This is a genomic window from Promicromonospora thailandica (genome assembly GCF_024171955.1).
GTDB classification, from domain to species: Bacteria; Actinomycetota; Actinomycetes; order Actinomycetales; family Cellulomonadaceae; genus Promicromonospora; species Promicromonospora thailandica.
The window spans coordinates 92418-118904 of sequence record NZ_JAMTCS010000010.1 but is presented as its reverse complement, the minus strand read 5'-3'; the positions used below and the strand labels follow the sequence as shown (position 1 = coordinate 118904).

Sequence of the window (26487 nt, the reverse complement as noted above, 5' to 3'; positions counted from 1 at the left end):
CTGGGCCGGTGCTGATCTCGCTAGTACTCTCGTTCCATGCCTCGCCAGTCCCGCAGCTCGCTCGCGCGATTCTTCCAGCGGCGCACGTCGTCCGGCAGCGGATCGCGTCCCGGTGGCGGCGGCGACGCGCGCCGTCAGACGATGGCGCACCTCGGTGAGTTCATCGGGTCGCGCGTGGGCGTCGAGGCCTACGTGGAGCCGCCGACCACCGACATCCCCAGCACGATCCTGCTCGTGGCGAGCACGGGGGAGTGGACGCGCCGCCGGGTGCCCGACGAGCGCACCGCGTTCGACCTGGCGAACCAGCTGGGGGTGCCGGTGTACAACGTCCGGTTCACCGGCTACCCCCAGCGGATGCGCGACTGGAACAGCGCGCAGCGGCGCGCGAAGTAGCTACTTCGCGCGACCCTCGAGGAACGTCAGCAGGGTGCGGACGCCCACGCCCGTACCGCCGCCCGGCGTGTAGTCGTGCGCGCCGCCCTCGTTGAACGCCGGGCCCGCGATGTCCAGGTGGGCCCACGGGTGGTCGCCCACGAAGGTCTGCAGGAACAGCCCGGCGTTGAGCATGCCGCCCCAGCGCGGGCCGGAGTTGGCGACGTCGGCCACCTTGGACTTGATGTTGGACTTCAGCTCCTCCGGCAGCGGCATGGGCCAGAACAGCTCGCCGGCGGCGTCGGCCGCGGCCTTGACCTCGTCGCGCACCTCGTCGGTGCCCATGACGGCGGACGTGCGGCTGCCGAGCGCGACCATCTGCGCGCCGGTGAGGGTCGCGATGTCCAGCACCACGTCGTGGCCGTCCTCGACGGCGGACACGAGCCCGTCGGCCATGACGATGCGGCCCTCGGCGTCGGTGTTCAGCACCTCGACGGTCTTGCCGCCGTAGATCGTGATGACGTCCGCGGGGCGCTGCGCGTTGCCGCCCGGCATGTTCTCGGCGAGGCAGAGGTAGCCCGTGACGGCGACCGGCAGGCCCAGCTTCGCGGCGGCGACCACGGTGGACAGCACCGCGGCGGCACCGGCCATGTCGGACTTCATCGCGTCCATGCCGGCGGCGGGCTTGATCGAGATGCCGCCCGAGTCGAACGTGATGCCCTTGCCGACGAGCGCGACCTTCGCGTTCGGCCTTGCCGGCGTGTAGGCGACCTTGACGAGGCGCGGCCCGCGCGACGACCCCTGGCCCACGGCGGTGAGGCCGCCGTAGCCGCCCGAGGCGAGCTGCTTGTCGTCCAGCACGGTCACCTTGACCTGCTTGACGTCCTTGGCCGCGGCCTTGGCGGCGTCCGCGAACGTGGCGGGGTACAGCTCGTTGGGCGCGGTGTTGACCAGGTCGCGGGCCGCGTGCACGGCGGCCGCGAGGATCTCGGCGCGCTCGGCGGCGAGCTTCGCCTTGGCGTTCTTGTGCAGCGGCGTGAGGATCTCGAGCGCGGCGACGGGGTCCTTGCCGTTCTTCCCGTTCCTCGCGCCCTTCGCGGCGTCCTTGGTGTCCTTGGTCCCCGTGGCCGCGCTGCGGTACCGGTTGAACGCGTACGCGCCGAGCAGCGCGCCCTCCGTGACGGCGATGATCTCGTCGTCGTCCGAGGCGGGCAGCGCGATCGCCGCGGACGAGAGGCCCGCCAGCTCACGGGTCGCGGCGCCGGCGGCGCGGCGCAGCGTCTCCGTGGCGAAGGTGCCGTCCTCGGCACGCTCGCCCAGGCCGGTGAGCACCAGCACCTCGGCGGCGAGCTGCGGACCCGCGGGGATCTTGCGCACCTCGTCGCGCGCCCCGGTCACGCCGAGCTGGGGCGCGAGCGTCTCGAGCTGCGTGAGCAGGTCGGTGGGGAGCTGGTCGGACACGACGGCTACGCCGTCCGACGTCTGGGCGGTCGCAACCACGAGCGCTTCGGCCTTCACGGCGGTGGGATTCTTGCTGGAGAGGGTCACGTCGGTCACGAGGCCGATGGTATCCCTCGGCACCGACACGCCCTCGGGCGGCCACGGAGGCGCAGGTCACGTCCCGTCCGATTGCCGGTCCGCCGGGACCGCCCGGTAGTCTGCGGGTCGTGATCCTTGCCCTCCTGCTCCTCGTGATCGCGCTGTGCGTGGTCCTGGCCGGGTGGGCCGGCTGGTTCGTGGCCCGCGACCGCGCGGTGATCCTGAACCAGCTCTGGGGCGGCGCCGTCATCGAGGGCCTCGTCCTGGTGCAGGGCGTCGTGGCGGTCGTGCAGGGCGCCACCGGCGCCGGCGCGGGCGACCCCCTGCTGTTCTGGGGCTACTACGCCACCACCCTGGTGATCCTCCCGGTCGCGGCCGCGTGGGCCTTCGCCGAACGGACCCGGTGGAGCTCGGTGGTGCTGCTGGTGGCGTCGCTGACGGTGGCCTTCCTGGAGTGGCGCATGTGGCAGATCTGGACTGGAGCGTGATGAATCAGACCACCGGACCGGACCGGGCGACCGGCCGCCGGACGGGGCGGGGCTTCGGCCGCGTCCTGGTGACCGTCTACGGCGTCCTGGCGTTCGCCGCGATCGGCCGCTCGTCCTACGAGCTCGTCGTGAAGTTCCACGAGGCGCCGGTCGCGTACTCGCTGTCGACGCTCGCCGCCGTCGTCTACGTCGTGGCGACGTTCGCCCTCGCGATCGGCACCCCGGTGTGGCGCACCGTCGCCTGGGTGACGGTCGGGATCGAGGCGGTCGGCGTGGTGACCGTGGGGGCGCTGTCGCTCGCCGACCCCGGGGTGTTCGGCGAGTCGACCGTGTGGTCCGGGTTCGGCCAGGGCTACGGTTACGTGCCGCTCGTGCTGCCCTTCGTCGGGCTGTGGTGGCTGTGGCGTACGAAGCACAGCACGTCCGCGAGGACGTCCGAGGAGAGGACCGCATGAACCGGCCGTACTCGCTGTTGTTCAACGGCGTCTTCCGCCACATGGACCCGGAGCGGGCGCACGAGCTCGCCTTCTCGCTCATCGAGCGGGTCGGGAAGGTGCCGGTGCTGCGCGACGTGGTGCAGGGCGCCGTCGCCCCCTACCTGGGGCAGCGTGCCGGTGGCCCGGGCAGCGTCCGGGTCTTCGGCCGGGTGGTGCCCGCGCCGTTCGGCCTGGCCGGCGGGTTCGACAAGAACGCCCGCGCGGTGCGCGGCCTGACGATGCTCGGCTTCGGGTTCGTCGAGATCGGCACCGTGACCGCGCACCCGCAGCCCGGCAACGAGAAGCCGCGCATGTGGCGCGAGCTCGACGTGCGCGGCGTGCGCAACCGGATGGGCTTCAACAACGAGGGCGCGGCGGCCGCCGCGGAGCGCCTGCGGGCCCTGCGGAGCACGGCGGCGGGACGCGCGATCGTGGTGGGCGCGAACATCGGCAAGACCAAGGTCACCCCGGCGCAGGACGCCGCGGCCGACTACGCGACGTCGGCCCGCCTCCTGGCGCCCTGGGCGGACTACCTCGTGGTGAACGTGTCCTCCCCGAACACGCCCGGCCTGCGCGACCTGCAGGCGACCGAGTCGCTGCGGCCCATCCTGCAGGCCGTACGGGCCGCGGCCGACGAGGCGACGGGCTCGGGTCCGGACGAGGGGACCGGCGAGCGCCGCGTACCCCTCCTGGTCAAGATCGCCCCCGACCTCGCCGACCAGGACGTCGACGCCGTCGCCGACCTGGTGCTCGAGCTGGGCCTGGACGGCGTGGTCGCCGTCAACACGACCATCGGGCACGACCGCGGACCGGGTGGGCTGTCGGGCCCGCCGCTGCTGGGCCGTGGCCTCGAGGTCGTCGCCCGGCTGCGGGAGCGACTGGGCGAGGGTCCGGTCATCATCGGCGTGGGCGGCATCACCCGGGCCGACGACGTGCGCGCCTACCTGCGCGCGGGCGCCGACCTGACGCAGGGCTACACGTCGTTCGTCTACGAGGGACCCCTCTGGGCGTCGGAGATCAACCGTGCGCTGACCCGGTCGGCGGGTTCGACGGCAAGTGGGAGGTACGAGTGATCCGTCCGCAGTGGGAGTGGGCCCTGGACGACGCCGAGGGGCGTCGCCTGAGCGAGCCCGTCACGCCCGTCTTCACCGCCCAGTACGACGCCGAGCAGTGGCTCGGTGAGCACTGGCGCGAGCTGGCCGCCGCCGGGGCGGTGCGGGCGCGCCTGCTGCACGACGGCACGCAGGCCGCGCCGGCCGTGGAGCTGCGGGTCGCCTGATCCGAGGTGGCCTCGGGCATCATGGGCGGATGGACCACGACGCCGCACCCGGCCGGTACACCCCCGACGAGGCCAGGGCCCTGTTCCGCGGTGGCCTGAGCGTGCCGACGGCGGGCTGGGCCACCGGCTGGGCGCAGGCGAACCTGCTCGCCCTGCCGCGCGCCGACGCGTACGACTTCCTGCTGTTCGCGCAGCGCAACCCCAAGCCGTGCCCGGTGCTGGACGTGACCGAGCCGGGGGCGACGTCGGCGTCCGTCTTCGCGGGCGACCTGCGTACGGACGTGCCCGCCTACCGCGTGTACCGCGACGGCGAGCTGGTCGAGGAGCTCACCGACGTGTCGGAGGTGTGGCGGGACGACCTGGTCGCCTTCCTCGTCGGCTGCAGCTTCACCTTCGAGTCGGCGCTGCTGGACGGCGGCGTGCCGGTGCGGCACCTCGAGGCGGGGTCGAACGCGCCCATGTACCGCACCGACCGGGAGTGCCGCCCGGCGGGCGCCCTGTCCGGCCCGCTCGTGGTCTCCATGCGCCCGGTCCCGGCCGACAAGGTGGCCGACGCCGTCCGCATCACCGCGCGGTACCCCGCCGTGCACGGCGCGCCGGTCCACGTGGGCGACCCGGGCGCGCTGGGGATCACCGACCTCGGCACGCCGGACTTCGGCGACGCGGTGGAGATCCGCCCGGGCGAGGTGCCGGTGTTCTGGGCCTGCGGCGTGACGCCGCAGGCGGCGGTGATGCGGTCCCGGCCCGCGTTCGCGATCAGCCACGCGCCGGGGCACATGGCGATCACGGACGCGCGGGACGCGCAGTACGTGGTGCCCTGAGGTCGCCAGGTCGCGCGCCGCCGCCGTCGGGCCGTCAGCCGGGCGGCAGGACCGCGCGCGCCTCGGCCACTGCGTCGTCGACCGCCGCGGCCACTGCCGGGTCGACCGCCGGGTCGACTGCCGGGCCCCCGGTCCCGGCGAGCGCCGCGAGCCGGGCGAAGGCGTCCCGGGCGGCCTGCTCGTCGCCCGTGCGCACGCACAGCTCGACGAGGTAGGCCAGGGCGCGGGCGAGCTCCGCGACGGGTGTCGGCGCGACCGTCGCGCCGTCCTCGGCGGCGCGGCGGTCCTGGTCGGTGGCACGGCGCAGGGCGCCGGTGAGGGCCTTGCGGGCCTGGGCCGGTTCGCCGTGGGAGTCCGCCTGCACGACGGCGGCGTCGAGCGCCCGGGCCAGGGGGCCGGCGCCCTCCTCGGTGACCCACACGGTGACGTCGCCGTCGGGTGCGACGGGTCCGGCGTCCGGCGGCGGGAGGCGGCTGAACCGCACCCAGTTGCCGGCCGGGTCGATCAGGCTGAAGCCGGTCAGGCCCGCGTTGTTGGCGCGTCGGCGCGGGCGCGTGATGCGCGGTACGCCGTCGACGGGCAGGCGCCCGAAGCGTTCGCGCAGCCCGGCGGCGAACCGCTCGTAGAGCGGGGTGGTGTCGGGCACGCCGACGACGCAGGTCGAGTGCGACGCCTCCGGGTCCCACCGGGGCATGCCGTAGTAGTGGAGCGCGATCCGGCCGAGCTCGAGGGCCACGTAGGGGTTGGGGCGACGCTGCCGGTAGGTGACCGTCAGGCCGAGCCCGGTCCAGAAGTCCGCGATCACGTCGATGTTCCCGCAGGGCAGGAACGGCACCATGACGGCGGCCGCCGCTGTGGCGCGCAGGGCGTCGTCCGCGGGAGGAGGGGTGTCGGTCATGCTCCGAGCCTGCCAGACGCCCCCGGGCGGCCCGACGACACGCGGTGCCAGGCGCGCACGAGCCGGGGCACGGCGTCGGCCAGCTCGGCGGGGGAGCGCGTGAAGGTGAGCCGCACGTGCGAGCCGGCCCCGGCGCCGTCCGGCGTGAACAGGGGGCCGGCGGCAACCCGTGCGCCCTCGGCGGCGGCCGCGGCGGCGAAGGCCTGGGCGACCGGCCGGCCCAGGTCGACCCAGCAGAACAGTCCGCCCGCCGGCACGGGGACCTCCCAGGGGAGCGCGGCACGCAGTCCGTCGACGAGCAGGTCCCGGCGTTCACGCAGCAGTCGCCGCCGGGCCGGGAGCACCTCGGCGCGGCGGGCCAGCAGCTCGGTGACGGCGAGCTGGTCGAGCACGGCCGTGGCGATGTCGGCCGACTGCCGGGCCCGGGCGAGGTGGGCGATGACCTGCGCGTGGGCCCGGATCCAGCCCACGCGCAGGCCGCCCCAGAACACCTTCGAGGCGGAGCCGACCGACACCACGTGCGGCGAGGTGCCGTCCCCGGCGAAGGGGGGCGGCGTGCCGTCGTCCGACAGGCCGAGCTCCACGAGGGTCTCGTCACCCACCACCGTGACGCCGTACCGGTCCGCGATCTCGCGGACCGCGGCCCGCTCGTCGCCGGCGAGCACGGAGCCGGTCGGGTTCTGGTAGTCCGGCACGAGGTAGACGAGCCGCGGCCGGGCGCGGTGCACGGCCGAGGCGAGCTGGTCGACGTCGAGCGGCCCCGTCGGCACGCCCAGGAGCCGCCCGCCGGCCTCCCGCATGGCCTCCATGGCGTGGAAGTACGTGGGCGTCTCCACCACCGCCCGGTCGCCGGGGCGCAGATGGGTGCGGGCGAGCAGCGCGATCGCCTGCTGGGCGCCCGTGGTGACCAGGATCTCGTCGGCCGTGGTGGGCACGCCGCGCTCGCGGTAGCGCGCCGCGACGGCCTCGCGCAGGGGCGTCAGGCCGTAGGGCTCGTACCCGCCCGAGTCGAGGTAGGCGGGCAGGCCCTCCAGCGCGCGGGCGAAGGCGTCGTGCAGCTCGGGCGGCGCGGGCGGGGTCGCCTGCCAGAGGTCCAGGTACCCGCCTCCGGCGTCGACGCCGGTGATGCCGCCGCCGCGCAGCGCGTCGTCGGCCACGGGGGCGTCGCCGCCCGCCGTCGGGGACGGCCCGCGGCCGGCCGACCGCTGCGGCAGGGTCGTGACGGTGCCCGAGCCGACCCGGCTCACCGCGAACCCGAGCTCGCGCAGCCGCGCGTACGCGCCCGACGTCGTGGTCCGGGAGACGTGCAGCGCCGCGGCGAGCTCTCGCTCGCTCGGCAGCCGGGTGTGCGGGGCGAGCGTGCCGGACAGCACGGCCACCCGCAGCGCGTCGGCGAGCGCCACGTAGGCCGGGCCGCCGGCGTGCCAGGCGCCGAGCAGGCGTGCGGTGGACGCGGGGGAGAGCTGGCGCAGCACGGTCGGCGTCGCGGCGGGCATGAGGCCACTCTTGCGCGATTGGACCTGGAAGACAAGGCCAATGAGTCGCACGATGGGGTCCATGACCGTTCCCACGACACCGACCACGACCACCGGCCGTCAGGTTTCGCCCGATGCGCCCCCTCCCGTGCGGATGCACCCCGCGCGCCGCGTCGTCCAGCTCGTCCTGGGCCTCGTCGGCTTCGGCGTCGCGACGGCGCTCATGCTGCACTCGGGGCAGGGCGCCATGCCGTGGGCGGTGCTCGACCAGGGCATCGTGGACCGCACCGGCCTGGCCTACGGCTGGGTGGTGCTCGGCGTGGGCCTGCTGGTCATGCTCGCGTGGATCCCCCTGCGGCAGCGGCCCGGGGTCGGCACCGTCGCGAACATCATCGTGATCAGCATGGTCATCGACCCGGCGCTGTGGCTCCTGGAGCTGGTGCTCCCCGAGCCGGCGCTCGTGGCGGGGGTCGCGCTGGCGCTGGCCGGGATCGTGCTGCTCGGGGTGAGCACGGCGGCCTACGTGGGCGCGCGGCTCGGGCCGGGCCCCCGCGACGGGCTCATGACGGGCCTGGTGCAGCTCACGGGCCGGCCGGTCTGGGCGATCAAGACGGCGATCGAGGTCTCCGTGGTGGTGCTCGGCGTGCTGCTGGGCGGCACGTTCGGCTGGGCCACCGTGGTGTTCGCGTTCGGTGTGGGACCCGTGGTGCAGGTGTCCGCCCGCTGGCTCGCACCGGCGGGGCTGACCGGGCACCGCTGAGGGATGCTCTTGTCCGGAACCGGTCCGTCGGCAGGGTCGATTCGATTCGAACTCTTGTCATAGGGTGCTGACATGGTCAACTACCGGTACCTCGGCAACAGTGGTCTCAAGATCTCGGAGATCACGTACGGCAACTGGCTCACCCACGCGTCCCAGGTGGAGAACGACGTCGCCGCGGCCTGCGTGCGCGCCGCGCTCGACGCCGGCATCAGCACCTTCGACACGGCGGACGCCTACGCGAACACCGCGGCGGAGCAGGTTCTCGGCGACGCCCTCAAGGGCGAGCGCCGCGAGTCGCTCGAGATCTTCACCAAGGTGTACTGGCCCACCGGCCCCAAGGGCCCCAACGACGTGGGCCTGTCGCGCAAGCACGTCATGGAGTCGATCAACGGGTCCCTGAAGCGGCTCGGCACGGACTACGTCGACCTCTACCAGGCGCACCGCTACGACGTGGAGACGCCGCTCGAGGAGACGATGCAGGCCTTCGCCGACATCGTCCGCCAGGGCAAGGCCCTCTACATCGGCGTCTCGGAGTGGACCGCCGACCAGATCCGCGCCGGCGCCGCCCTGGCCAAGGAGCTCGGCTTCCAGCTCATCTCCTCGCAGCCGCAGTACTCGATGCTGTGGCGCGTCATCGAGGACGAGGTCGTGCCGGCGTCCAAGGAGGTGGGCGTCTCGCAGATCGTGTTCTCGCCCATGGCGCAGGGTGTCCTGTCGGGCAAGTACCTGCCGGGGCAGCCGGCGCCCGCCGGGTCGCGTGCGACCGACGAGAAGGGCGGCGCGCAGACCATCAGCCGCTTCATGACCGACGAGACCCTCGCCGCCGTGCAGAACCTGCGGCCCGTCGCCGACGAGCTCGGCCTGTCGATGGCGCAGCTCGCCGTCGCGTGGGTGCTGCAGAACGACAACGTGGCCGCCGCGCTCGTGGGCGCCTCGCGTCCCGAGCAGGTCGCGGAGAACGTGAAGGCGTCGGGCGTGACCATCCCGGACGAGCTGCTGAAGCAGATCGACGAGGCGCTCGCGGGCGTCGTCCAGCGCGACCCGGCCAAGACCCTCGAGGGCATGCCGAAGCAGCGCCCGGCCTGACCCCCATCCCGCCGAAGTAGAACTGCAGCGAAGTAGAACTGCAGCGAGATAGAACTGTGGCGAGGTAGAACTCTGGCAACCGCCAGGGTTCTACTTCGCCACGGTTCTACTTCGCCACGGTTCTATCTCGCTGCAGTTCTATCTCGGCGAGACGGGTTACTCCGGGTAGTTGCCGCGCTTCTTGCTCATCGGCTTGGGCAGGCGCGAGCGGCGCAGCTGGTAGGCGCGCGTGACCGTGTACATGAGCAGGCCGCGCGGCACCTCGCCGAACTTCGCGGTCAGGCGCTTCTTCAGCGACCGCCACAGCAGCCAGACGTCGACGATCGTCAGGAGCAGGAAGCCGTACAGGCCGAGCATCACGACGATGCTGAGCTCCGGGTACCGCTGCGTGAAGAACGTGGCGAACAGGAAGACGAACGCGACGGGCAGGAAGAACTCGCCGAGGTTCCACCGCGCGTCCACGAAGTCGCGCACGTAGCGGCGGACCGGTCCCTTGTCCCTCGGGGGCATGTACCGCTCGTCGCCGGTCTGCATCGCCTGGTAGGTGCGCTCCCGGTCGACGCGCGACTTCTCGCGCTGCGCCTTGCGGGCCGCCCTGCGGTCGTCCGGGACCAGCGGGCGCTTGTTCGCCGCCTGCGCGACGTTGCGCTTGGGCGTCGGACGGCCCTTGCCGGCGGCGGACGGCGCCTGCGTCACCTCGTCCGGGGACTCGCCCACGGGGGTCACGCCGTCGGGTGTCGAGGTCTTGCTGCGGGAGAACACGGTCCTAGCCTATCCGCTCGCGCCGGTGCCCCGCTGCGAGCCCTCCGACCGCCCGGCCGGTGACCGCCCAGCCGTTAACGTGGTCCGGTGACCACAGAGACCACCGCGGCCCTCCGGGCCCGCGTCGCCGAGCTGTTCCCCGCCCTGCAGGCCGACCTCGAGGCGCTCGTGCGCATCCCGAGCGTCTCGGCCGCCGCGTTCGACCAGGCGCACGTCGCCGCCAGCGCCACGGCCACGGCGCAGCTCCTGCGCGACGCCGGCCTGCCCGACGTCCAGATCCTGTCCGCGCCGCGCCCCGACGGCACGGCCGGTGCGCCCGCCGTCGTCGCGCGCCGGCCCGCCCCCGAGGGCGCGCCGACCGTGCTCCTGTACGCCCACCACGACGTGCAGCCCCCGGGCGACTCGGCCACCTGGGACACCGACCCGTTCGAGCCCACCCAGGTCGGCGACCGGCTGTACGGTCGCGGCGCCGCCGACGACAAGGCGGGCATCGCCGCCCACCTGGGTGCCCTGCGCGCGCTCGGCCTGCCCGAGGGCGCGGACCTGCCCGTCGGCGTCACCGTCTTCCTCGAGGGCGAGGAGGAGTCGGGCTCACCGTCGTTCCGGGCCTTCCTGGAGACCTACCGCGACCTGCTCGCGGCCGACGTGATCGTCGTGGCCGACTCCACCAACTGGAAGGTCGGCGTGCCCGCGCTCACGACGTCGCTGCGCGGCCTGGTCGACGGCGAGATCGAGCTGCGCGTCCTGGACCACGCGGTGCACTCGGGCATGTTCGGCGGCGCCGTGCTCGACGCCGTCACCCTGATGTCCCGGCTCGTGGCGACGTTCCACGACGAGGCCGGCGACGTCGCCGTCGAGGGTCTGGTCACCGCGCCCGAGCCCGAGGTCGACTACGCCGAGGCCGAGTTCCGCGCCGACTCGTCGCTGCTCGAGGGCGCTCGGCTGGCCGGGACCGGGACGCTGTCGGGTCGGCTGTGGTCCAAGCCGGCCCTCTCCGTGATCGGGATGGACGTGACCTCGGTGGCCGCGGCGTCCAACACGATCGCGCCCCGCTGCACCGCGAAGATCTCGCTGCGGCTCGCGCCGGGTCAGGACCCGGTGGCCGCCGACGCGGCGCTCGCGGCCCACGTGGAGCGGCACGCGCCGCTGGGCGCCCACGTCACGTGGCGCTCGGGCGAGCAGGGCAAGCCGTTCCTCGCGCCGGGCGACACCGCGGCGATGCGCGCGGCGCGCGCCGCGTTCACCGAGGCGTGGGACACCGCGCCGGTCGACGTCGGCGTGGGCGGGTCCATCCCGTTCATCGCGGACCTGCTGGAGGTCTTCCCCGACGCCGCGATCCTGGTGACCGGCGTCGAGGACCCGGACTCGCGCGCCCACGGCGCGAACGAGTCGGTGCACCTGGGCGAGCTGCAGAAGGTCGTCCTGGCGGAGGCACTGCTGCTGACGAAGGTCGGCGAGGGGCTCTGACACGAGCCGCCCGCGGGGCGTGGTCGCGCGCCCCGCGGGCCGTCGCTCAGGCGACCGGGCGGGGCGACACGTCCACGGCGCGCGCCCAGGCGGCGACGTCCGCGGGCAGCTCGGGGGAGGCCGGCACCTCGCCGGTCGCGTCGCGGATCACGTCGGCCGGAGCGATCCGGTTGCCCTTGCGGTCGAGGAAGCGGCTGGCCACCCAGCCCCGCGCGTACAGCGTGTCACCGCGCGTGAAGACCTGCTCCAGGTAGAAGACGCGCTCGTCCCAGCCGAGGATCCGGGTGGTGATCTCGAACCGGTCGAACGGCTGCAGCGAGCGCCGGTACTTCATGGTCGACGCCGCGACCACCGGAGCCCAGCCCTTCCGCCGGGCGACCGGGAACAGGCCGAGGTCGGCGATCTGGTTGTTCCGGGCCACGTCCATCATCTGCAGGTACGTGCCGTTGTTGACGTGCAGGTAGGAGTCCAGGTCCAGGGGGCCGACGCGCATCCGGGTGACCGAGGGGTCGAGCAGCGTCTGGCCGGGGCGGGCCTTGCGCGGGAGCAGTCCGGACAAGGTGAGCTGGAGCATGCGAGCCATGTGCCGAGGTTATACCGGGAACCGGAAGTATCAGATACCTGCTCACCGGAGCGCCCGGTTCATGCTCACCGCCCCGCCGCGCGGTGGTCAGGTCGCCTGGATCTCGAACCGCACGGCCCGTGCCACGCCGGGCGTCTCGAGGCGCTCGACCAGGTGGAGCGCCATGTCGATCCCCGCGGACACGCCCGCGGAGGTGACCACGTCGCCGTCGTCCACGTACCGCGCCTCGGTGTCCACGAGGATGCTCGGGTCGATGTCGGCGAGCTCGTCGTAGTGGTTGTGGTGCGTGGTCGCGGGCCGGCCCGCGAGCAGGCCTGCGGCCGCCAGGGGCAGGGCGCCCGTGCAGACGCTCGCGATGACGGGGGTCTGCTTGCGGATCTGCCGCAGCCACTCGAGGTGGCCCGGCTCGGCCAGCAGCGGGCGTGTGCCCAGCCCGCCGGGGTAGACCAGCACGTGCAGCGGGCCGACGTCGTCCGCGCCGTGCGCCGGCAGGATCCGCAGCCCCTTCGCGAGCCGCACCCCGGCTCCGTCCCACGAGAACGTGCTCACCGTGGGACGGAGCTGCGAGTGCGAGCCCCACTCGGCGAAGACCTCGAAGGGCCCGACCACGTCGAGCTCCTCCGCCCCGTCGAAGACGAAGATCCCGATGCGCAGCCCGCCGTTGCCGCTCATTGGCCCGTGCGGGTCAGATCCCGGGGAGGGCCAGCATCTGGTCGAGCGCCACGCGCGCCCAGTGCGCGTCGTCGGCGTCCACGACGATCCGGTTCACCATGCGGCCCTCCACGAGCGACTCCATGGCCCACACCAGGTGGGGCAGGTCGATGCGGTTCATGGTCGAGCAGAAGCACACCGTCGAGTCGAGGTAGTGCACCTGCTTGTCCGGGTGGGCCCGGGCCACCCGGCGGACCAGGTTGAGCTCCGTGCCGATGGCCCACGAGGAGCCGGGCTCCGCGGCCTCGAGCTGCTTGATGATGTACTCCGTCGAGCCGACGTGGTCGGCCGCGGTGACGACCTCGTGCCGGCACTCGGGGTGCACCATGACGTTGATGCCGGGGACCGCCGCGCGGATGTCGGTGACGTTCTTCTCGGAGAAGCGGCCGTGCACGGAGCAGTGGCCGCGCCACAGGATCATCCGGGCGTCGCGCAGCTCCTGGTCGGTGAGCCCGCCGTTCGGCTTGCGGGGGTCGAACACCACGCAGTCGTCCAGCGACATCCCGAGCTCCAGGACGGCGGTGTTGCGGCCCAGGTGCTGGTCGGGGAGGAACAGCACCTTGCCGGTGCCGTCCACACCGCCCACCTGGTCGAACGCCCAGCGCAGCGCGACCTCCGCGTTCGAGGACGTGCACACGGTGCCCGCGTGGCGCCCGGTGAACGCCTTGATCGCGGCCGACGAGTTCATGTAGGTCACGGGGATCGTGGAGTCCGCGATGCCGGCGTCCTGCAGCACCGCCCAGGCCTCCTCGACCTGGCCGATCGCCGCCATGTCGGCCATGGAGCAGCCCGCGGCGAGGTCCGGCAGCACGACCTGCTGCTGGTCGGACGTCAGGATGTCCGCGCTCTCGGCCATGAAGTGCACGCCGCAGAACAGGATGAACTCGGCCTCGGGGCGGGCGGCCGCCTCGCGCGCGAGCTTGAAGGAGTCGCCGGTGACGTCGGCGAAGTCGATGACCTCGTCGCGCTGGTAGTGGTGCCCCAGCACGAACGCCCGGTCACCGAGCGCGGCACGCGCGGCGCGGGCCCGTTCGACGAGGTCGGGGTCGCTCGCGGCGGGCAGGTCGCCCGGACACTCCACGCCGCGCTCGGAGGCCAGGTCACGGCCCTGGCCGAGCAGCAGCAGCGGGGACGGGGCGGGCTCGGAGAAGCCGGTGGGATCAGCCAGCAGGGTGCTCACAGTGACCATCATGACACGCGGCGGTGACGCTCAGACAGCGTCGTCCACAGGGCCGGGGCGGGCTTCCGGACGGTCGTCGGGCGCGGGATCCGGGCGCGGTGTCCAGGTGGGGTGGTGGCGCGCGCCGGGCGCGTGCCACGATGCCTGTCGTGCACGTGCTGCTGCTTGCCGAGACCCTGCCCGACGCCGAGCGACTCGCCTCCGCGTGGCACGCCGCCGCGCCGCACGCCGTCGCCGAGGCCCGTGAGGTCGTGGTGCCCGGGGCGCGTGGCACGGCGCCGTCCGTGCCTCCCGCCCTGGGGCACGAGCCCGCGAGCGGCAGCGTGCTGCTGGCGGGGGCGGCGATCCCCGTGGGCCGGCCGGCCGCCGTCGGCGCCACGGACGCGGGACCCGCGCAGCCCGGCCCGAGCGCACCCGGCCCGGCGCCGTCCGTGCTGCCGCCCGCCGACGGGGCGGCGCTCGGGAGAGCCGCCGCGGGGGCCGACGTCGTCGTGGCGTACGTCACGCGGCTGGACGGCGAGGAGCTGCGCCGCGGCGTCGTCGTGGAGGCGGCCGCCGCGGCCGCGCCGCACGCCGTCCCGGTCGTGGTCGTCACCGACCGCAGCGAGGTGACCAGGCGCGAGTGGTCCACCGCGGGCCTCAGCGGGGTGCACGAGGTGACCGACGGCGACGTCGCCCGCGTGGCTCGGACCTGGACCCCCGGCTGGGCCTCCTGAGCCGGCGCCCGGTGGGCGCCGCGCTGTGGACGCATGGTTGCCCCCGGGGTCCTGAGGCGTACGATCGTCGGAGAACAACCGGTAGCGGGAACAGACGGACGATCCAACGGGTTGGAACGGCTGAAAGTACGACTACGGGTATGTCGAACACGATCGGGAGATGACATGACCGACACCACCACGGACATCGCAACCCACGGCGTCAACGTCACCGACGTCGCCGCGGGCAAGGTCCGTAGCCTGCTCGAGCAGGAGGGCCGCGACGACCTGCGCCTGCGCGTCGCGGTGCAGCCGGGTGGCTGCTCCGGGCTGATCTACCAGCTCTACTTCGACGAGCGGCTGCTCGACGGGGACGCGCTGCGGGACTACGACGGCGTCGAGGTCGTCGTGGACAAGATGAGCGTGCCGTACCTCGAGGGCGCCACGATCGACTTCAAGGACACGATCGAGCAGCAGGGCTTCACGATCGACAACCCGAACGCGGGCAGCGCATGCGCCTGCGGCGGGTCGTTCTCCTGATCTGAGCCGCAGCGCCCGAGGCGGGCCGGTCACCACGGGTGACCGGCCCGCCGTCGTCCGCCCGGGTGGATGCAGGAACTCGCCGAGGTCGGTCGCTTGCCTCGAGATCGGTCCATCGATGGACCGATCTCGAGGCAAGCGACCGACCTCAGCGATACGAGCGGACGTGACCGGGGTCAGGCCAGGCGGACCGTGACCGCCCAGCCCGTCCAGGGGTCGTCGTCATCCTCCGCCCGGTGCTCCCGCGTCGCCACGTGCACGTGACCGCGCATGCGGCACCAGGCCGGGACGTCGAGCCGGGCCGCCGGGTCGGTCGACAGCACCGTGAGCTCCGTCCCCGCCGGCAGGTCCTTCGCGGCGGCGGCCAGACGGATCACCGGCAGCGGGCACCGCAACCCGCGCGCGTCCACCAACGTGTCAGACACGCACGCCACTCTAGTGACCTGTGCGTCGGACACGGGCGGCGTCACAGGCCGCCGACGCCGAGCATGTCCCGCACCCGGGCGACCGCGCCGGGCAGCACGGCGCAGAACCGGTCGACGTCGTCCGCCGTCGTCGAGCGGTCCAGGGCGACGCGCACGTTGCCGTGCGTGAGCACGCCCATCGCCGCGAGCACGTGCGAGGGCTCCAGGGTGCTCGCCGTGCACGCGGACCCGGAGCCGACGGCGAACCCCTGGCGGTCGAGCTCCGTCACGAGCGCCTCGCCGTCCACGTAGAGGAACGAGAACGTCGCCACGTGGGGGAGCCGGTCGTCCGGGTCGCCCACCACCTCGACGTCGGGGATCCGGGCCACCTCGGCGCGCAGCCGGTCGACGAGCTCACGCCGCCGGGCCTCCTGCGCCACACGGTCGGACTCGACCGCCTGCAGCGCCACCGCCGCCGCGAACGCGAGCGGCACGCTCACGCCGCCTGGCGCCCACGGCTCCTCGTCCTCCGGCCCCACGGGCGTCGTCCGCACGCGCTGGCGCACCGCGAGGACGCCGAGACCCGCCGGTCCGCCCCAGTCGGCGGGGTCGGCGGCGAGCAGGTCCCAGGCGTCGGCCACCGCCACGTGGCCGAGGCTCGCCCCGGCGTCGACCAGCAGCGGGACGCCGGCCGCCCGCGCCGCCTCGTGCACCGCCCCGACCGGCTGGTGCGTGCCGACCTCGCCGTTGGCGTGCTGCAGGGCGGCCAGCGCGACGCCCGGCCCGCGGACGGCGTCCGCCATCGCCGCCGCGTCGACCCGCCCCAGCCGGTCCACCGGCACCAGGTGCGGTCCGGCCTCCGGGCCCGCGACGTGCTCCGCCGCGTGCAGCACCGCCGCACGCTCGACGGCGCTCGCGACGACGGTCGTGCCCGCCCGCCGCCGGGCCGCGGCGGCGGACGCGACCGCGGTGTGCAGCGACGCCGTGTGGCTGGGTGTGAACCAGACCTCCTGCGTGCGCGCGCCGAGCACGGCCGCGACCGCCTCCCGGGAGGCGTCGAGCAGCCGGGCGGCCCGGCGTCCCTCGGCGTGCAGGCGGCGTGGGTCGGCCCAGCCGTCGGCGAGGGCCTGCTCGAACGCCTGCCGCGCGAGCGGGTGCCACGGGGCGCGGCCACCGTTGTCGAGGTGCACCCGCTGCGGTTGCGTCCGGCGGGCAGGGTCCGGCTGCTCGGGGTCGGCCCGGCCTGGAGTGCCCGGGGTGGCGTGGCTCACACGTCCTCCTGCTCGTGGGGTCCGGCGGGAGCGTCGCGCCCGTGGCCGGGCGGGCGGCTCCGGCGCCGGGGCGGCGTCGGGACGACGGCGGGACGGGTGCCGTTCCCGTGCGGTTCCGGTGCGGTTCCGGCGCGGGAGCGGGTGCGCCGCCGTCGTCGTCCCCCCGATCCTCGCACCCGCGCGCGAGGCCCCGCGCAGCGATCGTTCTGACACGACCCGGGCGCGTGTCCTGAACAGCACCGACACCTGCCCCGGATGCGGAGTGCGTCACGTCTCCGCGGGCCCCTTCCGGGCATCATCAGGCCTCCGGGCGCGCTAGGCTGCATCTCATCGAGGACGAAGGTTCTGCGTGGAGCTCGGGAGGAAACCGGTGCGACGCGCCGGACGAGACGTGAAAGGCCTCCCTTGCACTCGAAGCCACCTACCCGCACCCCGCGGGCCATCCTGCGCGCGTCGGCTCTCGCCGTCGCCGTCGCGGTGCTGGCCACGGGCTGCGCCAGCGACTCCGTACAGCGCGGATACCTGCCCGGCTACAGCGACGGGGAGGTGACAAACCAGACCGCGCGCATCACCGACCTCTGGGTGGGCTCGTGGATCGCTGCCCTCCTGGTGGGCATCGTGACGTGGGGCCTGATGCTGTGGTGCATCGCGGCCTACCGCAAGCGCAAGGACGACCACCAGCTCCCGGTGCAGACGCGCTACCACCTGCCGCTCGAGCTCATGTACACGGCCGTGCCGCTGATCATGGTGCTCGTGCTGTTCTGGTACACCGACCGGGACATGACCGAGATCAACCGGGTCGACGGCACCGCCACCGAGCACATCCAGGTGATCGGCAAGCAGTGGAGCTGGGACTTCAACTACCTCGACGCCGACGTCTACGACTTCGGCGAGCACGAGGCGGACCCGGGCAGCGTCACGGCGGAGGACGAGCTCGACGGTGCCGTCGGCACCTCGAAGTCCTTCCCGACCCTGTACCTGCCGGTGAACGAGACCGTGGAGTTCACGCTCGACTCGCGTGACGTCATCCACTCGTTCTGGATCCCCGCGTTCCTGTACAAGCAGGACATGATCCCCAACCGGACGAACACGTTCCAGGTGACGCCGACCCGTGTGGGCACGTACGCGGGCAAGTGCGCCGAGCTCTGCGGCGAGTTCCACTCCGGCATGCTCTTCAACGTGAAGGTCGTCTCGGCCGAGGAGTACGAGGCCCACATGGACGAGCTCCGGGCCAAGGGCCAGACCGGCTCGCTGGGCATGGACCTCGCCCGCACGGCCGGCCCGGTCGACAGCCGCCCGGGAGAGACAGAAGAAGAGGAGGCTGGGCACTGATGGCCGCAGCAACCACCGAGCTGGTCCCGGGCCTGGCGCCCAGGCGTCAGACGCTCGGCCGGACCGTCGTCAAGTGGATCACCACCACTGACCACAAGACCATCGGGTACCTGTACCTGATCACGTCGTTCATCTTCTTCTGCATCGGCGGCCTCATGGCCCTGCTGATCCGGGCCGAGCTCTTCGAGCCCGGCATCCAGCTCGTGCAGAGCAAGGAGCAGTACAACCAGCTCTTCACGATGCACGGCACCGTGATGCTGCTGCTCTTCGCCACCCCGCTCTTCGCGGGCTTCGCGAACGTGATCATGCCGCTGCAGATCGGTGCGCCCGACGTCGCGTTCCCGCGCCTGAACATGTTCGCCTACTGGCTGTTCCTGTTCGGCGGCCTCATCACGACGGCCGGCTTCCTCACCCCCCAGGGTGCCGCCTCGTTCGGCTGGTTCGCGTACGCGCCGCTGTCGACCACCACCTACAGTCCGGGGTTGGGCGGAGACCTGTGGGTCTTCGGCCTGGCGCTGGCCGGTTTCGGCACGATCCTCGGTGCGGTCAACTTCATCACCACGATCATCACGATGCGTGCGCCGGGCATGACGATGTTCCGGATGCCGATCTTCACCTGGAACACGCTGATCACCAGCCTCCTGGTGCTCATGGCGTTCCCGCCGCTGGCCGCCGCGCTGTTCGCGCTCGGCGCCGACCGCCGCCTCGACGCGCAGATCTTCAACCCGGAGAACGGTGGCGCCATCCTCTGGCAGCACCTGTTCTGGTTCTTCGGCCACCCCGAGGTGTACATCATCGCGCTGCCGTTCTTCGGCATCGTGTCCGAGATCCTGCCGGTCTTCAGCCGCAAGCCGATCTTCGGCTACACGGGCCTCGTGTACGCGACCATCGCCATCGCCGCCCTGTCGGTGACGGTGTGGGCGCACCACATGTACGTGACCGGCGCGGTCATGCTGCCGTTCTTCGCGTTCATGACGATGCTCATCGCGGTGCCGACCGGTGTGAAGTTCTTCAACTGGATCGGCACGATGTGGCGCGGGAAGCTCACCTTCGAGACGCCGATGCTCTGGTCCATCGGCTTCCTGGTCACGTTCCTGTTCGGCGGTCTGACCGGCATCATCCTGTCGAGCCCGGCCCTGGACTTCCAGCTCTCCGACTCGTACTTCGTGGTCGCGCACTTCCACTACGTCGTCTTCGGCACCGTGGTGTTCGCGATGTTCGCGGGCTTCTACTTCTGGTGGCCCAAGTTCACGGGCCGGATGCTGAGCGAGCGCCTCGGCAAGTGGCACTTCTGGCTGCTCTTCGTGGGCTTCCACACGACGTTCCTGATCCAGCACTGGCTGGGCGTCGAGGGCATGCCGCGCCGCTACGCGGACTACATGCCCCAGGAGGGCTTCACCTGGGAGAACCAGGTGTCCACCATCGGTGCGTTCATCCTCGCCGCCTCGACCCTGCCGTTCCTCTGGAACGTCTTCGTCACGGCCCGCAAGGCGCCCAAGGTCACGGTGGACGACCCCTGGGGTTACGGCCGCTCCCTGGAGTGGGCCACGTCCTGCCCGCCGCCGCGGCACAACTTCGCCTCGCTGCCGCGCATCCGTTCCGAGTCGCCCGCCTTCGACCTGCACCACCCCGAGGTCGTCGCGATGGAGCGCCCGGACTACGACGCCGACCGTGGTGTGCTCGAGAACATCTACGGCGAGGCCGACCGTCGCGGTCAGGAGAAGCAGGGTCAGCAGCGCGCCGCGGACGGCGGCGGGCAGCCCGGCGAGAGCACGACCACGATCGTCGACAACCCGGACGAGGGGACCAGCAAGTGAAGATCGAGAGCCGCCTCTTCCTCTGGGGTACTCCGCTGTTCGTCGGCGCGGGGATCGTCTACGGCTTCATGACGGACTGGAGCGAGCCCGTCGGCTTCCTGGGCATGCCGCTGGTCGGCGGCCTGGTGGCCATGATCGGCGCGTACCTGGCCCTCACGGCCCGCCGGATCGATGCCCGCCCGGAGGACGACCCGAACGGCAACATCGAGGATGCCGCGGGCGACCAGGGCGTGTACGCGCCCTGGAGCTGGTGGCCGCTGGCGATCGCGGGTTCCGCCGCGGTCTGCTTCCTCGGCCTGGCCGTGGGCTGGTGGGTGCTCTACATCGGCTTCTGCGTGGCTGTCATCGCGCTGGTGGGCTGGGTGTTCGAGTTCTCGCGAGGCATCCACTCGCACTGACGGTTCCGCCGAGATAGAACCTTGGCGAGATAGAACTGGGGCCGGACCGCTGATCAGCGGTCCGGCCCCAGTTCTATCTCGCCAGCGTTCTATCTCGCCAAGGTTCTATCTCGGCAGGGGGCTAGCGGCTGGCCGCGATCCAGGCGTCCAGCGTGCTCTGGGCCGCGCCCGAGTCGATCGCCTGGGCGGCCAGGTCCAGACCGGCCGTGAGGCGCTCCACGAGCGAGCCGTCGGCCGTGCCCGGCAGGGTGCCGTCGGCCACCAGGCCCGCGGCGGCGTTGAGCACCACGGTCTCGCGGACGGGGCCGCTCTCGCCGGCGAGGACGGCGCGGGCGACGCCCGCGTTGTAGGCCGCGTCCTGCCCACGCAGGTCCTCGACCTTGATGCGCGTGAGGCCCAGGTCGGCGGCGGGGTCGATCCGGTGCTCGGTGACCGTGCCGCCGGACACCTCCCACACCGTGGCGCCCGCCGTGGCGGCGAGCTCGTCGAGCCCCTCGTCACCGCGGAACACCAGCGCCGACTTGCCGCGCTCGGCGAACACACCGGCCATGAGCGGCGCCATCCGCGCGTCGGCGCACCCGACGGCGGCCGCGCGCGGCTGGGCGGGGTTGGTGAGCGGGCCCAGGAAGTTGAACGCCGTCGGCACGCCGAGCTCGCGGCGGGTCACGCCCGCGTGGCGCATCGACGGGTGGAACGCCGCGGCGAAGCAGAACGTGATGCCCGCCTCGAGCGCGATCCGCGCCACGCGCTCCGGCGGGTGGTCGAGCCGGATGCCGAGCTCCTCCAGCACGTCCGCGCTGCCCGACGACGACGACGCCGCCCGGTTGCCGTGCTTCACGACGCGCAGGCCGGCGCCCGCGATGACCACCGAGGCCATCGTGGAGATGTTCACCGTGTGGGCGCGGTCGCCCCCGGTGCCGACGATGTCCACCGACGGTCCCGGCACGTCGATCCGGGTCGCGTGCCGCACCATGGAGTCGGTCAGCCCCGCGAGCTCCTCGACCGTCTCGCCCTTGGCCCGCAGCGCCACCAGGAAGCCGGCGAGCTGCACGGGGGAGACCTCTCCGGTCATGACCCGGTCCATCGCCCAGGACGCCTCGGCCTGGCTCAGGTCGGTCCCCGTCATCAGCCCGGCGAGCAGGCCGGACCAGGTGGGTGCCTCGAGGTTCACGCGGTACCCGCTCGCGGGCCGGAGAGCAGGCGCGCGACGGCCTCCTGGACCTCGATGGCGTCCAGCGGGCGGGACACCACGCCGTCGGCCAGCGACCACGTGGCGAGCCACGCGTCCTGCGGGCGGCCGGTCAGCACGAGCACCGGGGGGCACTCGTAGATCTCGTTCTTGAGCTGGCGGCACAGCCCCATGCCGCCGGTCTGGTCGGCCTCGCCGTCGAGGACGAGCAGGTCCCACGTCTCGTTGTCCGCGCGGTCCACCACGGCGGCGGGCGTCGCTGCCTCGCTCCACTCGATGGCGGGCGCGCCCGCGCGCAGGCGCGGGCCCACCGCGAGGCGCACCTGCTCGCGCACCGTGCGGTCGTCGCTGTACAGGAGGACGCGCGGGCTCGACACCGAGCCGCCGGGCTCCGCGGCGTTCGTCGCCGCGCTGGTCACATCCGTCGTCATGCCAGTCATGCGTCGATCGTGGCACAGTCCCCGCCCGGACGGCAGTTCTGTCCGCGCCCTTTTCATGGCACTCTGCCAGTTCGCGTCAGCAAGAGACGCCGCAGGTAGGGCGTTGAAAGGACTTTGTGAGATTCGACGCGAGCGTCTGTGACGGTTCGGCGTTCGGGACACCCGAACGTCGGCCATAATGGCTGTCGTGTCGACCGCAACGGCTGCAGCCACCCCCACGCACCAGCACGTGACAGTCAATCGTCCGAACCCGGTCTCGGTCGGGACGATCGTCTGGCTCGCGAGCGAGCTCATGTTCTTCGCAGCGCTCTTCGCGATGTACTTCACCGTCCGGCAGACCATGCCGGCCGAGGAGTGGGCACTCCAGGCGGACAAGCTGAACATCACGTTCTCGACGATCAACACGATCGTCCTGGTGCTCTCGTCCTTCACCTGCCAGTGGGCGGTCTTCAAGGCCGAGGAGTTCAAGCCGTCGCGGTCGGGCAACATCTTCCAGTTCTGGAAGTGGGGCATGCACGAGTGGCTGACGCTGACGTACCTCATGGGGGCGTTCTTCATCGGTGGCCAGATCTTCGAGTACACCGAGCTGGTCCACGAGGGGCTGACCATCGCGTCCAGCCCGTACGGCTCGGTCTTCTACATGACCACCGGCTTCCACGGTCTGCACGTCACCGGCGGCCTGATCGCCTTCCTCTTCGTGCTCGGCCGCTCCTTCGCCGCCAAGCGCTTCGGTCACCACGAGGCCACCACGACGATCGTCACGTCCTACTACTGGCACTTCGTCGACGTGGTGTGGATCGCGCTGTTCGCGGTGATCTACCTGCTGCGCTGACCCACACAGGTTCATGACAGAGAAGCTCCATCACCACAGCGAGACGAGGATATTTTCGTGAAGGCACTCGCCGCCCGCAGGCACCACCGGCTGGCGCCGGTCGTGCTCCTGCTGCTGGCGCTGCTGACCACGGGCGGCATCTATGCCGCCCTGGCTCCGAGCACGGCCAATGCCGAGACCGTCAGCACCGCGGACATCGAGACCGGTAAGAAGCTGTTCCAGGCCAACTGCGCGACGTGCCACGGCGCGAACGCGGAGGGCACCGACGGCGTGCCGTCCCTGGTGGGCGTCGGCGCCGCAGCCGTCGACTTCCAGGTGTCGACCGGCCGCATGCCGATGCAGATGAGCGGCCCCCAGGCACAGGCCAAGCCGCGCCAGTTCGGCGACGAGGACACGGCAGCGCTGGCCGCGTACGTCGCCTCGCTGGGCGCCGGGCCGGCCATCCCGACGGACGACCAGGTGGACGCCGCCCAGGGCGACGCCGCCAACGGCATGGCACTGTTCCGCACGAACTGCGCCATGTGCCACAACGCGGTCGGTGCCGGCGGCGCGCTCTCGGAGGGCAAGTTCGCCCCCTCGCTGTGGGAGACCTCGGAGCGCAACATCTACCAGGCGATGCTCACCGGCCCGCAGTCGATGCCGGTGTTCAACGACGCCAACATCACGCCGGACGAGAAGCGCGACATCGTCGCCTTCCTCGTCGAGCAGCGCGAGGGCTCGGCGGGCGGTAACGCCCTGGGCTCCCTCGGCCCGGTGTCCGAGGGCCTGTGGGCCTTCGCGATCGGTCTCGGCCTGCTCATCGGCGCCGCAGTGTGGATCGGAGCGAAGTCCTCGTGAGCGAGAACCAGAACCCCCGGACCGACGCCTCGAACGAGGTGACGGTCGCCCCCGAGGCCGGCAACGCCGTGGTGCACGCCGACCGGTTCCCCGACCCGGGCGTGCCGGAGCACAAGCACCGGCTCACCGACACCGACCCGAAGGCCGCCAAGCGCGCCGAGCGGACGGTCACCCTCCTGTTCGTCCTGTCGATCCTGGGCACCGTCGGCTCGATCGTCGCGTACGTGCTGGTGCCGCCGGACGGCACGACGGCGGGCGTGCGCCTGTCGACCCTGCTGATCGGCCTCGGCCTGGCGCTGTCGCTGCTGGGCATCGGCGTCGCCGGGATCCACTGGGCCAAGACGCTCATGGGCGACCGCGAATTCGTCCAGGAGCGGCACACGCTCGCGACGCAGGGCGAGGCTCGCGAGACCGCCATCCGCGACATGAACGAGGGCCTCGAGGACTCGGGTGTCATCGGCCGCCGCGGCGTGCTCAAGGGCGCGTTCTTCGGCGCGCTCGCCCTGTTCCCGCTCGCCATCGCGGTGCCGCTGATCGGCTCCGTGGGCGGCGACTGGAACATCTCCAAGTTCAAGCACACGATGTGGCAGCGGGGCACGCGCCTCGCGATCGACCCGTCGGGTCGCCCCATCAAGGCCGCCGACGTCACCGTCGGCTCGGTGTTCCACGTGGTCCCCGAGACCACCGAGGAGTTCCGTGAGACGCACGAGTGGATCACGGAGAAGTCCAAGGCCGTCGTGCTGATGGTGCGCCTCAACCCGGAGGACCTCCGGACCGACCAGTCGCCCGAGGGTGAGACCTGGTCCCACGAGGGCATCGTCGCCTACTCCAAGATCTGCACGCACGTGGGCTGCCCGGTGGCGCTCTACGAGCAGCAGACCCACCACCTCCTGTGCCCGTGCCACCAGTCGACGTTCGACATCGCCGACAGCGCGAAGGTCGTCTTCGGCCCGGCCAACCGCCGGCTGCCGCAGCTGCCGATCACGGTCGACGACGAGGGCTACCTCGTGGCGCAGGACGACTTCGCCGAGCCCATCGGCCCGAGCTTCTGGGAGCGCCTGAAGTGAGCACCGCGACCCACGACACCCAGCGCGAGGCACCGGCCAAGCCGACGACGACGGTCGGCAAGGCGGCCGACTACCTGGACCAGCGCACGTCCATCGGCGTGGCCGTCAAGGAGTTCGCGCGCAAGGTCTTCCCGGACCACTGGTCCTTCATGCTCGGCGAGATCGCCCTGTTCTCCTTCGTCGTGCTCATCATCTCGGGCTTCTTCCTGACGATGTTCTTCGAGCCGTCGATGGCGCTCACGCGCTACGAGGGCGAGCACCCCGCGAGCATGCACGGCGAGCTCATGTCGGTGGCCTTCGCCTCGACCCTCGACATGTCGTTCGAGGTGCGCGGCGGCCTGCTCATGCGGCAGATCCACCACTGGTCGGCCCTGATCTTCATGGCCTCGATCGTGGTGCACATGATGCGTGTGTTCTTCACGGGCGCGTTCCGCAAGCCGCGCGAGATCAACTGGATCGTCGGCCTGCTCCTGATGATCCTCGGCCTGGCCGCCGGCTTCACCGGCTACTCGCTGCCCGACGACGTGCTCTCCGGCAACGGCCTGCGCATCACCGACGGCGTCGTGAAGTCGATCCCGCTGGTCGGCTCGTTCATGTCGTACATGATCTTCGGCGGCGAGTTCCCGGGCCACCACATCGTGCCGCGCCTGTTCACGCTGCACATCTTCGTGGTGCCGGGCATCCTGCTGGCCCTGATCGCGCTGCACCTGTTCCTCATGGTGCTGCAGAAGCACACCCAGTACCCGGGCGGCGGCCGCACCGACAAGAACGTGGTCGGTTACCCGGCGCTGCCGGTGTACGTGGCCAAGATGACCGGCAACTTCTTCCTGGTGTTCGGCGTGCTGGCGCTCATGGGTGCCACGATGTCGATCAACAACGTCTGGAACTACGGGCCGTTCGACCCGTCGCCGGTGTCCGCCGGCGCCCAGCCGGACTGGTACATGCTGTTCCTGGAGGGGTCGCTGCGCCTCATGCCGGGCCAGGGCACCGAGTGGGTCATCTTCGGGTACACGCTGCCGCTGAACATCCTGATCCCGGCCGTGGTCGTGCCGGGCATCCTGTTCACGTTCCTGTTCGTGTACCCGTTCGTCGAGGCCAAGGTGACCGGCGACGACCGCGAGCACCACGTGCTGGACCGCCCGCGCAACAAGCCGGCCCGGACCGGCCTGGGCGTGGCGTTCCTGACGGCGTTCATCATCCTGGCGCTGGCCGGGTCGAACGACCTCATCGCGACGCACTTCCACCTGTCCATCAACGCGATCACGTGGGTGTTCCGCATCCTGTTCTTCGTGGGGCCGGTGTTCGCCTACGCCATCACCCGGCGCATCTGCCTGGGGCTGCAGCGCAAGGACCGCGAGCTGGTGCTGCACGGCCACGAGTCGGGCCGCATCGTCCGGTTCGCCAACGGCGAGTACATCGAGGTCCACACCCCGCTGGACGAGCAGGAGCGCTGGCTGCGGGTGAACTACGAGGCGCCGGCACCGCTGGAGATCGCCCCGAAGACGGACGCCCGTGGTGTGAAGCGCAAGGGCTACTCGTCCGACAAGCGCTGGCAGCGCCTGTCCCGGTTCTTCTACGAGGACCGGGTGGAGCCCGTCACGCCCGCCGAGCTGGAGGCCGCGCACTCGCACGGCGAGCACGACCAGCTCGAGGACGGCGAGTCCGGGCACCAGGCCGTCGAGGCCGGTGCGGGCGCCACCTCGCGGGAGCACTGAGCGACCTGCGACACCAAGCGATGGCCTGTGTCTCCCGGTCCGCGTCTGCGGCC

At 72.2% G+C, this 26487-nt stretch carries 29 protein-coding genes; 18 read left to right on the top strand and 11 right to left on the bottom strand.

The features are described from left to right. The first annotated feature begins 36 nt into the window (after positions 1–36). Positions 37–393: an oxidoreductase gene (locus tag APR03_RS16710; protein ID WP_253837390.1), complete on the top strand. Its 357-nt coding sequence runs from the start codon at positions 37–39 to the stop codon at positions 391–393. On the opposite strand, the gene APR03_RS16705 is transcribed toward APR03_RS16710, so the two are convergent. Further along, positions 394–1929, bottom strand: coding sequence for a leucyl aminopeptidase (locus tag APR03_RS16705; protein ID WP_253837388.1), 1536 nt, complete (start codon positions 1927–1929; stop codon positions 394–396). A gap of 110 nt (positions 1930–2039) precedes the next feature. On the opposite strand from APR03_RS16705, the gene APR03_RS16700 reads away from it, so the two are divergent. The 5 genes from APR03_RS16700 to APR03_RS16680 are packed head-to-tail and all read left to right on the top strand — an operon-like array spanning position 2040 to position 4975. Further along, entirely contained in the window at positions 2040–2399 is a 360-nt protein-coding gene (locus tag APR03_RS16700; protein ID WP_253837386.1) for a hypothetical protein, read from the top strand. Further along, positions 2399–2854 carry a hypothetical protein gene (locus APR03_RS16695; RefSeq protein WP_253837385.1) on the top strand — a complete coding sequence of 152 codons (456 nt, stop codon included), beginning with the start codon at positions 2399–2401 and terminating at the stop codon, positions 2852–2854. The genes APR03_RS16700 and APR03_RS16695 overlap by 1 nt, the downstream gene beginning before the upstream one ends. Further along, positions 2851–3948, top strand: coding sequence for a quinone-dependent dihydroorotate dehydrogenase (locus tag APR03_RS16690; protein ID WP_253837384.1), 1098 nt, complete (start codon positions 2851–2853; stop codon positions 3946–3948). The genes APR03_RS16695 and APR03_RS16690 overlap by 4 nt, the downstream gene beginning before the upstream one ends. Further along, entirely contained in the window at positions 3945–4154 is a 210-nt protein-coding gene (locus tag APR03_RS16685) for a hypothetical protein (protein WP_253837383.1), read from the top strand. The genes APR03_RS16690 and APR03_RS16685 overlap by 4 nt, the downstream gene beginning before the upstream one ends. A 29-nt stretch (positions 4155–4183) precedes the next feature. Further along, positions 4184–4975, top strand: a complete 792-nt coding sequence (locus tag APR03_RS16680; RefSeq protein ID WP_253837382.1) for a putative hydro-lyase — start codon at positions 4184–4186, stop codon at positions 4973–4975. Positions 4976–5009: 34 nt separating this feature from the next. Here the strand turns inward: APR03_RS16680 and APR03_RS16675 are convergent, their stop codons facing one another. Continuing rightward, complete coding sequence (locus APR03_RS16675; protein ID WP_253837381.1) at positions 5010–5873, bottom strand: DUF8817 family protein; 864 nt, start codon at positions 5871–5873, stop codon at positions 5010–5012. Continuing rightward, positions 5870–7369 carry a MocR-like transcription factor YczR gene (gene yczR, locus APR03_RS16670; RefSeq protein WP_253837380.1) on the bottom strand — a complete coding sequence of 500 codons (1500 nt, stop codon included), beginning with the start codon at positions 7367–7369 and terminating at the stop codon, positions 5870–5872. Before yczR ends, APR03_RS16675 begins: the two co-directional genes overlap by 4 nt. Positions 7370–7430: 61 nt before the next feature. Here yczR and yczE point away from each other — a divergent pair, with 61 nt between their 5' ends. After that, positions 7431–8108, top strand: a complete 678-nt coding sequence (gene yczE / locus APR03_RS16665; RefSeq protein ID WP_253837377.1) for a membrane protein YczE — start codon at positions 7431–7433, stop codon at positions 8106–8108. A gap of 72 nt (positions 8109–8180) precedes the next feature. Then, positions 8181–9194: an aldo/keto reductase family protein gene (locus APR03_RS16660; RefSeq protein WP_253837374.1), complete on the top strand. Its 1014-nt coding sequence runs from the start codon at positions 8181–8183 to the stop codon at positions 9192–9194. A gap of 156 nt (positions 9195–9350) precedes the next feature. On the opposite strand, the gene APR03_RS16655 is transcribed toward APR03_RS16660, so the two are convergent. Continuing rightward, a complete protein-coding gene (locus APR03_RS16655; RefSeq protein WP_308216510.1) occupies positions 9351–9956 on the bottom strand; it encodes a DUF3043 domain-containing protein in 606 nt (201 codons plus the stop codon). A gap of 87 nt (positions 9957–10043) precedes the next feature. On the opposite strand from APR03_RS16655, the gene APR03_RS16650 reads away from it, so the two are divergent. Beyond that, positions 10044–11423 carry a dipeptidase gene (locus tag APR03_RS16650; protein WP_253837373.1) on the top strand — a complete coding sequence of 460 codons (1380 nt, stop codon included), beginning with the start codon at positions 10044–10046 and terminating at the stop codon, positions 11421–11423. Between the two features lie 46 nt (positions 11424–11469). On the opposite strand, the gene APR03_RS16645 is transcribed toward APR03_RS16650, so the two are convergent. The 3 genes from APR03_RS16645 to nadA all read right to left on the bottom strand — a co-directional run bounded on the left by APR03_RS16645 (position 11470) and on the right by nadA (position 13906). After that, complete coding sequence (locus APR03_RS16645; protein WP_372494914.1) at positions 11470–12006, bottom strand: acyl-CoA thioesterase; 537 nt, start codon at positions 12004–12006, stop codon at positions 11470–11472. 87 nt (positions 12007–12093) lie between these two features. After that, positions 12094–12678 carry a DJ-1/PfpI family protein gene (locus tag APR03_RS16640; protein ID WP_253837372.1) on the bottom strand — a complete coding sequence of 195 codons (585 nt, stop codon included), beginning with the start codon at positions 12676–12678 and terminating at the stop codon, positions 12094–12096. A gap of 13 nt (positions 12679–12691) precedes the next feature. Then, complete coding sequence (gene nadA, locus APR03_RS16635) at positions 12692–13906, bottom strand: quinolinate synthase NadA (protein WP_253837371.1); 1215 nt, start codon at positions 13904–13906, stop codon at positions 12692–12694. Between the two features lie 131 nt (positions 13907–14037). Between nadA and APR03_RS16630 the strand changes: the two genes are divergently transcribed. Then, positions 14038–14613, top strand: a complete 576-nt coding sequence (locus APR03_RS16630; RefSeq protein WP_253837370.1) for a hypothetical protein — start codon at positions 14038–14040, stop codon at positions 14611–14613. Positions 14614–14778: 165 nt separating this feature from the next. Then, positions 14779–15132 (top strand): iron-sulfur cluster insertion protein ErpA, encoded by a 354-nt coding sequence (gene erpA / locus APR03_RS16625; RefSeq protein WP_119143950.1) that lies wholly within the window; start codon positions 14779–14781, stop codon positions 15130–15132. A gap of 176 nt (positions 15133–15308) precedes the next feature. Here the strand turns inward: erpA and APR03_RS16620 are convergent, their stop codons facing one another. Together APR03_RS16620 and APR03_RS16615 are read right to left on the bottom strand one after the other, a co-directional pair. Continuing rightward, positions 15309–15557 carry a sulfurtransferase TusA family protein gene (locus APR03_RS16620; protein WP_253837369.1) on the bottom strand — a complete coding sequence of 83 codons (249 nt, stop codon included), beginning with the start codon at positions 15555–15557 and terminating at the stop codon, positions 15309–15311. 41 nt (positions 15558–15598) lie between these two features. Continuing rightward, on the bottom strand, positions 15599–16807 hold the full coding sequence (locus tag APR03_RS16615; RefSeq protein WP_372494912.1) for a cysteine desulfurase family protein: 1209 nt from the start codon (positions 16805–16807) through the stop codon (positions 15599–15601). A gap of 405 nt (positions 16808–17212) precedes the next feature. Between APR03_RS16615 and ctaC the strand changes: the two genes are divergently transcribed. From ctaC to APR03_RS16600, 3 genes are read left to right on the top strand one after another with little or no spacing between them, the layout of a single operon-like run. Continuing rightward, entirely contained in the window at positions 17213–18139 is a 927-nt protein-coding gene (ctaC, locus tag APR03_RS16610; protein WP_253837368.1) for an aa3-type cytochrome oxidase subunit II, read from the top strand. Then, entirely contained in the window at positions 18139–19956 is a 1818-nt protein-coding gene (ctaD, locus tag APR03_RS16605; RefSeq protein WP_253837366.1) for an aa3-type cytochrome oxidase subunit I, read from the top strand. Before ctaC ends, ctaD begins: the two co-directional genes overlap by 1 nt. Beyond that, the gene (locus tag APR03_RS16600) at positions 19953–20354 is read left to right on the top strand and encodes a cytochrome c oxidase subunit 4 (RefSeq protein ID WP_253837364.1); all 402 of its coding nucleotides are present in this window, start codon (positions 19953–19955) and stop codon (positions 20352–20354) included. The genes ctaD and APR03_RS16600 overlap by 4 nt, the downstream gene beginning before the upstream one ends. Positions 20355–20475: 121 nt before the next feature. Here APR03_RS16600 and trpD read toward each other — a convergent pair whose 3' ends face one another. Both trpD and APR03_RS16590 read right to left on the bottom strand, forming a co-directional pair. After that, entirely contained in the window at positions 20476–21525 is a 1050-nt protein-coding gene (trpD, locus tag APR03_RS16595; protein WP_253837362.1) for an anthranilate phosphoribosyltransferase, read from the bottom strand. Next, positions 21522–21983: a response regulator gene (locus APR03_RS16590; RefSeq protein WP_253837360.1), complete on the bottom strand. Its 462-nt coding sequence runs from the start codon at positions 21981–21983 to the stop codon at positions 21522–21524. The genes trpD and APR03_RS16590 overlap by 4 nt, the downstream gene beginning before the upstream one ends. A 178-nt stretch (positions 21984–22161) precedes the next feature. Between APR03_RS16590 and ctaE the strand changes: the two genes are divergently transcribed. From ctaE to qcrB, 4 genes are read left to right on the top strand one after another with little or no spacing between them, the layout of a single operon-like run. Beyond that, positions 22162–22815, top strand: coding sequence for an aa3-type cytochrome oxidase subunit III (ctaE, locus tag APR03_RS16585; RefSeq protein ID WP_253837358.1), 654 nt, complete (start codon positions 22162–22164; stop codon positions 22813–22815). 57 nt (positions 22816–22872) lie between these two features. Further along, complete coding sequence (gene qcrC, locus APR03_RS16580) at positions 22873–23652, top strand: cytochrome bc1 complex diheme cytochrome c subunit (protein ID WP_253837356.1); 780 nt, start codon at positions 22873–22875, stop codon at positions 23650–23652. After that, positions 23649–24719, top strand: coding sequence for a cytochrome bc1 complex Rieske iron-sulfur subunit (gene qcrA, locus APR03_RS16575; protein ID WP_253837354.1), 1071 nt, complete (start codon positions 23649–23651; stop codon positions 24717–24719). Before qcrC ends, qcrA begins: the two co-directional genes overlap by 4 nt. Then, positions 24716–26434 carry a cytochrome bc1 complex cytochrome b subunit gene (gene qcrB / locus APR03_RS16570; protein ID WP_253837353.1) on the top strand — a complete coding sequence of 573 codons (1719 nt, stop codon included), beginning with the start codon at positions 24716–24718 and terminating at the stop codon, positions 26432–26434. Before qcrA ends, qcrB begins: the two co-directional genes overlap by 4 nt. Positions 26435–26487: the final 53 nt, after the last annotated feature.

Bases quoted from the DNA above. Each gene is read 5' to 3' on its own strand.
- APR03_RS16710 (WP_253837390.1), top strand. From the start codon at position 37: ATGCCTCGCCAGTCCCGCAGCTCGCTCGCGCGATTCTTCCAGCGGCGC.
- APR03_RS16695 (WP_253837385.1), top strand. From the start codon at position 2,399: ATGAATCAGACCACCGGACCGGACCGGGCGACCGGCCGCCGGACGGGG.
- APR03_RS16690 (WP_253837384.1), top strand. From the start codon at position 2,851: ATGAACCGGCCGTACTCGCTGTTGTTCAACGGCGTCTTCCGCCACATG.
- APR03_RS16680 (WP_253837382.1), top strand. From the start codon at position 4,184: ATGGACCACGACGCCGCACCCGGCCGGTACACCCCCGACGAGGCCAGG.
- APR03_RS16675 (WP_253837381.1), bottom strand. From the start codon at position 5,873: ATGACCGACACCCCTCCTCCCGCGGACGACGCCCTGCGCGCCACAGCG.
- yczR (WP_253837380.1), bottom strand. From the start codon at position 7,369: ATGCCCGCCGCGACGCCGACCGTGCTGCGCCAGCTCTCCCCCGCGTCC.
- yczE (WP_253837377.1), top strand. From the start codon at position 7,431: ATGACCGTTCCCACGACACCGACCACGACCACCGGCCGTCAGGTTTCG.
- APR03_RS16660 (WP_253837374.1), top strand. From the start codon at position 8,181: ATGGTCAACTACCGGTACCTCGGCAACAGTGGTCTCAAGATCTCGGAG.
- APR03_RS16645 (WP_372494914.1), bottom strand. From the start codon at position 12,006: ATGGCTCGCATGCTCCAGCTCACCTTGTCCGGACTGCTCCCGCGCAAG.
- APR03_RS16640 (WP_253837372.1), bottom strand. From the start codon at position 12,678: ATGAGCGGCAACGGCGGGCTGCGCATCGGGATCTTCGTCTTCGACGGG.
- nadA (WP_253837371.1), bottom strand. From the start codon at position 13,906: ATGGTCACTGTGAGCACCCTGCTGGCTGATCCCACCGGCTTCTCCGAG.
- APR03_RS16630 (WP_253837370.1), top strand. From the start codon at position 14,038: ATGCCTGTCGTGCACGTGCTGCTGCTTGCCGAGACCCTGCCCGACGCC.
- erpA (WP_119143950.1), top strand. From the start codon at position 14,779: ATGACCGACACCACCACGGACATCGCAACCCACGGCGTCAACGTCACC.
- ctaD (WP_253837366.1), top strand. From the start codon at position 18,139: ATGGCCGCAGCAACCACCGAGCTGGTCCCGGGCCTGGCGCCCAGGCGT.
- APR03_RS16590 (WP_253837360.1), bottom strand. From the start codon at position 21,983: ATGACTGGCATGACGACGGATGTGACCAGCGCGGCGACGAACGCCGCG.
- ctaE (WP_253837358.1), top strand. From the start codon at position 22,162: ATGGCTGTCGTGTCGACCGCAACGGCTGCAGCCACCCCCACGCACCAG.